The sequence below is a fragment of the Bacillus sp. sid0103 genome (genome assembly GCF_019219025.1).
In genome coordinates, this window is record NZ_JAHUWN010000062.1 from 1 (window position 1) to 8259 (window position 8259).

6 protein-coding genes and 2 pseudogenes are annotated in these 8259 nt (G+C 35.5%); 5 read left to right on the top strand and 3 right to left on the bottom strand.

Features of this window, described 5'->3' with window-relative positions:
- Nucleotides 1-361, top strand: a 361-nt coding sequence (locus KW850_RS31850) for an aminotransferase class I/II-fold pyridoxal phosphate-dependent enzyme (RefSeq protein ID WP_218351625.1), incomplete at its 5' end; no start/stop codon positions are given.
- A gap of 23 nt (nucleotides 362-384) precedes the next feature.
- Complete coding sequence (gene cysI / locus KW850_RS31855) at nucleotides 385-2103, top strand: assimilatory sulfite reductase (NADPH) hemoprotein subunit (RefSeq protein ID WP_218351626.1); 1719 nt, start codon at nucleotides 385-387, stop codon at nucleotides 2101-2103.
- A gap of 929 nt (nucleotides 2104-3032) precedes the next feature.
- On the opposite strand, the gene KW850_RS31860 is transcribed toward cysI, so the two are convergent.
- Together KW850_RS31860 and KW850_RS31865 are read right to left on the bottom strand one after the other, a co-directional pair.
- Nucleotides 3033-3830 carry a restriction endonuclease gene (locus tag KW850_RS31860; protein ID WP_218351627.1) on the bottom strand — a complete coding sequence of 266 codons (798 nt, stop codon included), beginning with the start codon at nucleotides 3828-3830 and terminating at the stop codon, nucleotides 3033-3035.
- A 189-nt stretch (nucleotides 3831-4019) separates the two neighbouring features.
- Nucleotides 4020-5198, bottom strand: a complete 1179-nt coding sequence (locus KW850_RS31865) for a tyrosine-type recombinase/integrase (protein ID WP_218351628.1) — start codon at nucleotides 5196-5198, stop codon at nucleotides 4020-4022.
- A 367-nt stretch (nucleotides 5199-5565) separates the two neighbouring features.
- On the opposite strand from KW850_RS31865, the gene KW850_RS31870 reads away from it, so the two are divergent.
- The gene (locus KW850_RS31870) at nucleotides 5566-6567 is read left to right on the top strand and encodes a helix-turn-helix domain-containing protein (protein WP_218351629.1); all 1002 of its coding nucleotides are present in this window, start codon (nucleotides 5566-5568) and stop codon (nucleotides 6565-6567) included.
- Between the two features lie 173 nt (nucleotides 6568-6740).
- Entirely contained in the window at nucleotides 6741-7490 is a 750-nt protein-coding gene (locus tag KW850_RS31875) for a hypothetical protein (RefSeq protein ID WP_218351630.1), read from the top strand.
- Nucleotides 7491-7531: 41 nt separating this feature from the next.
- On the opposite strand, the pseudogene KW850_RS33755 reads toward KW850_RS31875, so the two are convergent.
- A pseudogene (locus KW850_RS33755) lies at nucleotides 7532-7636 on the bottom strand (tyrosine-type recombinase/integrase); the annotation flags it as partial.
- On the opposite strand from KW850_RS33755, the pseudogene KW850_RS33760 reads away from it, so the two are divergent.
- Nucleotides 7635-7766 (top strand): annotated as a pseudogene (locus tag KW850_RS33760) (tyrosine-type recombinase/integrase); the annotation flags it as partial. The pseudogenes KW850_RS33755 and KW850_RS33760 sit on opposite strands and share 2 nt — an antisense overlap.
- Nucleotides 7767-8259: the final 493 nt, after the last annotated feature.

Sequence of the window (8259 nt, forward strand, 5' to 3'; positions counted from 1 at the left end):
GACGTATGAAGAAGGCACCTTCTGCTCAATAGCTTCTTTAAAGGGAATAAGAGACCGGACGATTCTTGTATCAGGTTTTTCAAAAGGCTTTGCCATGACAGGGTGGAGATTAGGTTTTATATGTGCCCCTGATTACTTTACGCAACAGATAGTAAAGTTCGAACATAGTAAAGAATTGTTCGAGTGGATTCAAGCGGGAGCGCATGTTTACGTTTGCGGAGACGAAAAAAACATGGCACATGATGTTCAAAAAACACTTGTTGATATTATTCATCAAGAGGGCGGCTTAAGCAAAGAAAAGTCGGAAGAATATCTAGCTAATATGCAACAACAAAAACGATATCAACGCGATGTATATTAATATAAAAGGAAGGAGTTTTTAATTTGTTAAAGACAATTTTAAAAGCACCGGATGGTCTCTTAAGTGATGTTGAGCGTATTAAAAAGGAAAGTAATTATTTAAGAGGTACCATTGCTGAATCCATGGTAGAACCAATTAGTTCTGGGATTTGTGATGATGACAACCGTTTAATGAAATTTCATGGAAGCTACTTACAGGATGACCGTGATCTCCGTAATGAGCGTCAAAAACAAAAACTTGAGCCCGCCTATCAATTTATGATACGTGTCCGCAGGCCGGGTGGCGTAGCAACGCCAGATCAATGGCTTGTTTTGGATGAACTCTCTGAAAAGTATGGTAATGGTACATTAAAATTATCGACACGACAGGCATTTCAAATGCACGGTGTTTTAAAATGGAACATGAAAAAAACCCTTCAGGAAATCAATGCAGCTCTTATGGATACAATTGCGGCATGTGGGGATGTAAACCGAAATGTGATGTGTAACCCAAACCCGTATCAATCTAAAATACACGGTGAAGTGTATGAATGGGCCAAACTATTAAGTAATCGGTTATTACCACGTACAAGAGCCTATCATGAAATTTGGCTGGACGAACAAAAGGTTGCCGGCACTCCTGAAATGGATGAAATCGAACCACTGTATGGGCCTCTCTATTTGCCTCGGAAATTTAAGATTGGTATTGCTGTTCCTCCATCAAATGATATAGATGTCTTTTCTCAGGACATTGGGCTAATTGCCATTGTTAAAGATGAAAAGCTGATTGGATTTAATGTAGCATTGGGCGGCGGAATGGGGATGACACATGGTGATAAAAAAACCTACCCACAGCTTGCCAAGGTCATCGGCTTCTGTACACCAGATCGGGTCTATGATGTCGCAGAAAAAGTAATAACCATCCAACGTGATTATGGAAACCGATCTAACAGAAGTAATGCGCGGTTCAAGTATACAGTGGACTGTCTCGGATTAGAAACGGTGAAAAATGAACTGGAAAACCGTTTGGGATGGAGCTTTGAGGAAGCAAAACCATTTCATTTTGACCATAGTGGCGACCGCTATGGCTGGGTGAAAGGTGTTCAAGGAACATGGCATTTTACGTTGTTTGTTGAAGGCGGTCGTATCGCTGATGTTGGTGATTACAAACTGAAGACTGGATTACGTGAAATTGCCAAAATCCATACAGGGGATTTTCGTCTAACCGGAAATCAAAACCTTGTTATTGCCAACGTTTCTAGTGATAAAAAGAACGAGATTAGTAAGTTGATTGAAAAATACGGTTTGACCGATGGCAAGCATTATACTGCACTTCGTCGCAGTTCAATGGCATGCGTCGCTCTACCCACATGTGGATTGGCAATGGCGGAAGCGGAACGGTATTTACCTGTTCTTCTAGATAAAATTGAGACCATCATTGACGAAAATGGACTAAGGAATGATGAGATTACGATTCGTATGACTGGCTGCCCAAATGGTTGTGCACGTCATGCGCTTGGTGAAATCGGTTTTATTGGAAAATCACCAGGTAAATATAATATGTATCTAGGTGCCGCATTCGATGGCAGCAGATTAAGTAAAATGTACCGTGAAAACATTGGGGAAAAAGAAATCTTAAAAGAACTACGTGTTCTCTTGTCCCGTTACGCAAAAGAACGGGAACTGGGCGATCACTTCGGAGATTTTGTTATCCGTGCCGGCATTGTTAAAGCAACAACAGACGGAACCAATTTTCATGAATAATATAAGTTAGAGACAGGGATGTGCATACCTGTCTCTTTTTTTAATAAACCAGTCACTTGAACGTTTATTAAAAAGGTAATAAGAGATTTTACTTATTAATAACGGAAACGATTGGGGACACTTTGGGGACAAAATTGAGCAAACTGTTACCTATAACAAAAACTTGATCATAATAAGACTTATTGAAGTCCTTGTTATAACAATAATTTCATAATTAAACTGTTGTAATAAGAAAGTATTTCCATCTTTGACAGGGGTGAGGTCACTGGATCAATAAGCTTATTCTCCCTTTGGGTAACAAATGGAAGAAGAGGAGGTTTGTTAAAACCTCCTTAATTACTTATTTAATCCCATTAATAAAATTAGAAAACTAATCACATTTTTGGTCACAACTTGGTCACAGATTAGATGTTTTTATATTTAATTAAATAAAATTAAATGTTATATGACTTTATAAAAAGTGTATCAAATCAATACTTTACGGCATTAAATAAAACTAAATGGAATTTAAAAAGATATCTTCCCTCAAACTTCAAAACTGCTTGAGACCTGCCTGCCAGGTCTGGCGGGTTCGATTCCCACGAAGTCCCCAATCCAGCTATATCAAGGGTTCTAAGCTTGATGAGCAAGGGGGTCAATTGTATTCTTATAAAGAAATCCTCGTGTTCAACCACGAGAATTTCTTTATAATCACTATCAACATGTATCATATAAGTCGCTTTTTAAGCGTAAAACATGACTCTTTGTTTTTATTAATAACAAGTAGAGTCTGCTTTACCAGTGAATAAGGCAACACTTGAGCTTGAACCAATTCTTGTTGCTCCCGACTCTACCAAGGCTTTCAAATCGTTAAGATCACGAACGCCGAGCTGATTTTCCCTACGCTTAACCCCATATGTAAATGATAAAATAGCACGATATTTAGTGCTTTAAAAAGAACTTGAAGATTTTTTCTTAGTTCTTTTTTTAGGAGGAAACTTATCTTCTACTAAATGTGGTGCAAGAAATTCATCCCAAGATAAGGTACTGTTATTTTCTGCTTTTACGGTTATTTTAATTTCTTCAACTAATCTAGTTTTATCCCATAATTCCACTTTTAAATCTTTCGCTTTCTTAATAGCTGAAGTTGTGAATTCTGAAGTAGTTATAATTATGGATTCACTGCATTTACAAAGATGCTGTCCATTAAAAATTTCTTGTACGGCAGATACTCCTATTGATTTTTTATATGATTTACAGTGAACTGCGGTTTTATTTATTCGGCTATTTATCTTTTTTGTAATCACTAAATCTATTCCAACATTCCTGCTTTCAGGTGTTTTACTTATATTAAATCCCTGTTTTTGAAAAAGGAATTTTATATAATTTTCAAATTCTACACCATTTAATTTAAGAATTTCATCTAAATTGGTGGGAGGATTTTTTTTATAATATTGTTGGCGAAGTTCTTCTTTGTATTTCTTTGCTTTTTTCTTTTCGTTATTAGCGTGGCCTCTATATAATTTTTCAAATTCGTAAAAATTTGGTTTATCAAGTGAAAATAAATTTCTTATCCACATTAGGTTAGATTTTTTTAGTTGTCTTTCAAATTTTTTCATTTCTTTTTTAAAGTCTTGATTTACCCAGCAAGAAAAGCAGTAGCTACTGATATAAATTTTATTTTCAATTGTCAAAAGAGCCTCTATTTTGGTTTCTTTATGCAGGGAACATTTCTTTTTTGAATCCATTGTTTCACCCCTTTGTTTAACACATTTAACCTATTTATTCTTGATTACTTTTCAATACCCTTGTTAATCCAGCATCATTTTTAATTCTTGTCTTTTTTCATTTTGCTATTGAAAAATTGGTATTTCCATTTACTATGTGAACAGAAATTTAAAAAAACAATCAGAAAAGGGTGACTGCTCATTTCGTTTTTAATATTTCTTTTCATCAATGTATTGCGCTGCGTCATTTTCCTTTTTCATGATTTCTTTCAAATAAATTTCCGTAGTTGTTACTTTTTTATGACCTAATGTATTTTGTATAAACAAGAGAGGAGCTCCACTTCGATGGGCTTCCTGGGCAAAATAGTGACGAAACCAATGGGGTGTCACATTTCCTTGTTTATATTTTAGAAAATCAAAGTTGGTTTGCTTGATAATATTGGTCACATATTTAGATAAATCTCTAAAATCATAAGTCTTTCCACGATTTGTGGTAAACAATGGGGTCTCATCAGTAGAATCCAGATGTGAGGAAAGCCTTTTTCTTAACCTCAAAGCTTGGAGTCTCTCAAATACCAATTTCTTGATCAATGCATGTCGTATTTCATCCCGTTTCCCCTGAACCCTAAGATAATATTCCCCTATTCCAGAATCGTAGTAGAGGTCACACCAACGACTTTGGGCAATCTCCTTGATCCGTATTCCAGAAGTGGCCAAAAGCGTTAACAACGCGTGATTTAGAGGATGATTTCGATAATAGTCGATTAGCGCTTTTACTTCCTCATAAGACAGGTCTCGATCCGGCCGATCCTTCATGCGTACTTCATTGTTCAGAAAAGCCGTATGTAAAGGGATTTTTATATATTCCACTTCATGCAGCCACTTCAAAAAACTCTTGATGATGACAATTTTTCTCGCCATGGTGGCGATGCCGTACCCGATTTTCCCGTTTCGTAAGGGAGAATCGTTTTTCAACCATTCCTGATACTGCCTCACATGGCGGCGATCCACATTCTTCAGTAAGGAGCCTTCCGTAAAATCCATTACATCATTTTTTAAAAATTCTTCATGGGAAAGCAACATTCCATAAAACTGAAGCAGATCCCGGATGTACTCCTTTTTTGTTTCTTCCTTTTTATTGTATTCCTCTTTGATATGGGACGGTTTATGAACGTAATAATACATCATCATTTCGTCCGTGAATTTTTCATATAGATATTGTTTTTGTCTTTCATTTTTCTCGGTTAATGATTCCATATCCGAAACATAAGTAGGATTGTTTAAAAATTGTTGTAATAAATCAATCTTATCTGATGAAGGTATTCCTAGATTATTAATGGTCATGTTTACAGGTAAATTACTATTATTGAATTGATTGATATCTTCCATAATCATTACCTTTCTATAAATACGTTACTAAAATAATCCATATTTATTTTCATTATAGCATGTCATTATCCAAATCTCTTTAAAAAGATTTATAGAATGATATGAGAAATCCCTAAAAATAGTCCATTTTTAGGTATTGAACAATACTGTTTCGTAATAAAGTAAAATAAACATAATCAATCATTAAAATGCAATTAAATATAATAAACTATATTATTTATGTTTTATTTATCAATTAAATGAAGTTAATGGTTTAATAGGCCATTTAATGAAAATTTATTAATTAATATAATGTTTTTATTGAATGTTGTTTCTATCATTTTCCAATGATAGAATAGTATAAAAGACAAGGAAAAGGATGATCATGATGCAACAGACCGATTTGGGGCTGACAACGAAAGAGGTAGCAGAAACGTTGGGGGTCACGGTACAAACCATATACAACTACGTCAAAGAGGGGAAGATCACTCCCTGGAATAAAGAGACGTGGAAAATGGACGGAACCTATCTCTTCCATGCGGAAGAAGTGGAAAAAGTCGAGAAGGAGCTAAAAAAGCCCGGATTCACGACCAAAGAGATCGTTGCGTATTTAGAAGGATTCAATATCAAGGTTTCACCCTCCACTGTCATTAGTAAGATGAAATCCGGAGAACTTCCGGCCGTAATGAAGCCTTACCGAAACATTGATACGTTCTTCGTGAAAAAAGAAGATCTGGACGTAAACCTCCATCTGTTCAACCGGGTGAAGGGAAGGGAGAAGTTCTTTGATAAGAAAACAGGGTATTTTTTATTCCAGTCGTTCGAGAACAAGGAGACTGGTGAATTTGCCCGAATCATGGAGTGGGATGGAGCCGGTAATGGCAAGGCCTTGACTAACCGAGAGAGGGAGATTTTGATCGGAGAATTGAAGCAGCAGGGGTTCGAACCTGTTATTGCATTGGACGACGAGGTCATCAATAACAAAAAAGGATCCGTCATGTTGAAATTGATCAAACCGAAACAGGTAAAATCGATGACATTTGATTTAATTGATCAATTCTACCGGATTGCTGGCCCTACTAACATGAAATTGGACGTTTTAGATGGTGAAATAAAAATCGAGATGAAACCTGTTCTCCTTCCGTACTTTAAAACCGAACATCGAGATGAAATAGACTTGTTGAAAAACAGCCTTGTAGAAGGGAAAATGATCTCAAGGCCGAATGGTGTTGTCTTAGATAGTGATTTAGTTTCCTTTGTGGCTTATGGGTCCACTCAATTAAAGGATCAGGTCAAGGAGTATTCGGATATAGAAGGGTTGACTCAAGAAGAGTTTATTATACAAAGTTTGAAAGAGGCTGTTCAGAGGCGAAAAGAGCAACTTCGATGATTAAAGATATAGCTTAATGACAAAAGTTAATCCACTTTTGTTCAGGCAAACATTTTACATAAGGATTTAAAAAGTAATGAATGGGGAACCGTACCATAAGTAAATTAGGTTTTTTTAGTTGAAACAATAAAAGTCTTAACACTTTTTGAATCCATGTAATTAGGAGGGCTGTTATGAGAGAAAAAGGAATCTGCGCATTATGTGGTAAAGAAACTGAGTTAACATTTGAACATATTCCACCAAAGTGCTCAGGAAACAAAAATAGGGTAAAAGGAATAAATTTAGATAGTTATGTTGAAGGAAATTTACGAAAGGATAATAAGAGTCCCGATGATTTAAAAGGATTGCGGTATAAATCTATGCAAAAAGGTATGGGGAGATATTCATTATGTGCTATTTGTAACAATAATACTGGGACGTGGTACGGAGAAGCGTATTGTAATTTTTCAAATACGGTAGCTTATTTATTGGAGAAAGAAGGATATCAAATAAATTCTACGATTAGTTTTACACTAATAATGAAACCGTTAAATGTTATGAAACAGATAATTTCAATGTTTTGCTCAATAAACCCACCATCATTCATAGACCAAACACTACGCGATTTTGTACTTGATAAACAGAATTGTAATTTTAACTCAAATAAATATAAAATATCAGCCTTTATTTATCCTGAGGGAATTGATAAACATCTGGGTAAACAATTGTTAATGTACAATAACGGGATAATTGTTAATGTTTCGGAAATCTCAACATACCCAATTGGTTATTGTTTATATCGAGAACCATTTTACAAAGAGTTTATGTTTGGGGGTGAAATAACAGACTTCAAAAATGCTAATTTTAACGAAGAGCATACAGTGAATTTACGGTTACCTGTCTTAACAAGCAAAGAGGTTATTGCTAATAAGTTTGAACTATAGTTAATTATTATGTGTTGTATAATAAAAAATTTTAAGATGACTTAAAATTTTGGCATAGCTTCAACAGCATCCGCCAAGTCACTATAGGAATTTTTTAAATACCTTGCCGTGGTTGAAATGTTACTATGACCGGCAAGTCTCCTTATGTCAAACAAGAAACCTCATGTGGAAGAGTCACCCTATGTGTTTTATAGCCAGAGGTCAGCCAAATTTACGGTTCGTGGGATCCAGTCGATGATTGAAAGTTACAGCTTATCAAAGAAAAAATTAACGCCCCAACAGCTTTGAAAAACGGCGTAGCTTTTGGCAGAGCTAAATCTATTATTACTGAAGAGTTTAAACAAGCCTATCATTGATGGAAATCGGGAGAGATGACTGAAGTTGAAGGTGATGCAAGGAATAGGGGTTAAAAAGACAACATTTTATAAGTTAGTTAAGGAGTACGAAAGGAAGCTGAAAAATACCAATGTATAATAGAAGAAACTCGTCAAAATAATCTCTTTTAACAAAAGCAAAGGCTTTTTCAATTCAGGGACTTATTTTCTTATTCAACAAACGGACCAGATTGTGAAGGAACAAAAAGAGTAAGAATACTGATTAAAGAACATTTGTGAAGTGTTTCACTTAAACTAAAGGAGCAGTTTAGTTGTGCGAAATGTTTCTAGCTTAAATGGAGGATGGTCACATTTCTCTGGTAAAGGTTAGACAGTTCCTGTCGGAACTGAAGGATTATATCGAAGAATCAAATGATGGGGTAACGCCCTGAAGG